Here is a 1,139-nt window from a genome sequence, read left to right on the forward strand (position 1 = left end):
GGATTAGCCACGGATGGCCGGCGCCACTTCCACCGCCGCCAAATCCAGCGGGAAGTTGTGCGCATTCCGCTCGTGCATCACTTCCATCCCCAGGTTGGCACGGTTCAGCACATCCGCCCACGTCCCAACCACACGACCGTTGCTGTCCACAATCGACTGGTTGAAGTTGAACCCGTTCAGGTTGAACGCCATGATGCTGATCCCCAGCGCCGTAAACCAAATCCCAATCACAGGCCACGCCGCCAGGAAAAAGTGCAGACTCCGGCTGTTGTTGAACGACGCATATTGGAAAATCAACCGCCCAAAATACCCGTGCGCCGCCACAATGTTGTAGGTCTCTTCCTCTTGCCCAAACTTGTAACCCAAGTTCTGCGACTCCTCTTCCGAAGTCTCACGAATCAGGCTCGAGGTCACCAACGACCCGTGCATCGCACTAAACAGCGCACCCCCAAACACGCCAGCCACGCCCAACTGGTGGAACGGGTGCATCAAAATGTTGTGCTCCGCTTGGAACACCAACATGAAGTTGAACGTCCCCGAAATCCCCAAGGGCATCCCGTCCGAAAACGACCCCTGACCAATCGGGTAAATCAAAAACACGGCCGTCGCCGCCGCCACCGGCGCCGAGTAGGCCACCGCAATCCAGGGACGCATCCCCAAGCGGTAGCTCAGCTCCCACTCCCGGCCCATGTAGCAAAACACCCCAATCAAAAAGTGCAGCACAATCAGCTGGTAGGGGCCGCCGTTGTACAGCCACTCATCCAAAGAAGCGGCTTCCCAAATCGGGTAAAAGTGCAGACCAATCGCAGCCGAAGAGGGCACCACCGCCCCAGAAATAATGTTGTTGCCGTACAGCAAAGAACCAGACACAGGCTCGCGAATCCCGTCGATGTCCACCGGGGGAGCACCGATAAAGGCAATGATGAAGCAGGTGGTGGCAGTCAGCAGGGTGGGGATCATCAGCACCCCGAACCAACCGATGTAGAGACGGTTGTCGGTGGAGGTGACCCACTCGCAGAACTGCTCCCACACGTTGCTGGTTGAGCGACGTTGGATAACAGTAGTCATGATGGCAAACTTCCCTGAGGAAGCGCGAAGATTGACAACACAACCTTAAAACATCCGTTAAGTTCTGTCAA

General features: G+C 56.5%; 1 protein-coding gene. It reads right to left on the reverse strand.

Features of this window, described 5'->3' with window-relative positions; translation table 11 throughout:
- Positions 1–3: 3 nt before the first annotated feature.
- Positions 4–1,068, reverse strand: a complete 1,065-nt coding sequence (psbA, locus tag NW862_RS12735) for a photosystem II q(b) protein (RefSeq protein ID WP_414336205.1) — start codon at positions 1,066–1,068, stop codon at positions 4–6.
- Positions 1,069–1,139: the final 71 nt, after the last annotated feature.

Origin of the sequence: Synechococcus sp. H55.8 (assembly GCF_047462375.1) — a bacterium.
In the GTDB taxonomy this organism is placed as follows: Bacteria; Cyanobacteriota; Cyanobacteriia; order Thermostichales; family Thermostichaceae; genus Thermostichus.

Excerpts from the sequence above, each read along its gene's own strand:
- psbA (WP_414336205.1), bottom strand. The coding sequence starts at position 1,068 with ATGACTACTGTTATCCAACGTCGCTCAACCAGCAACGTGTGGGAGCAG.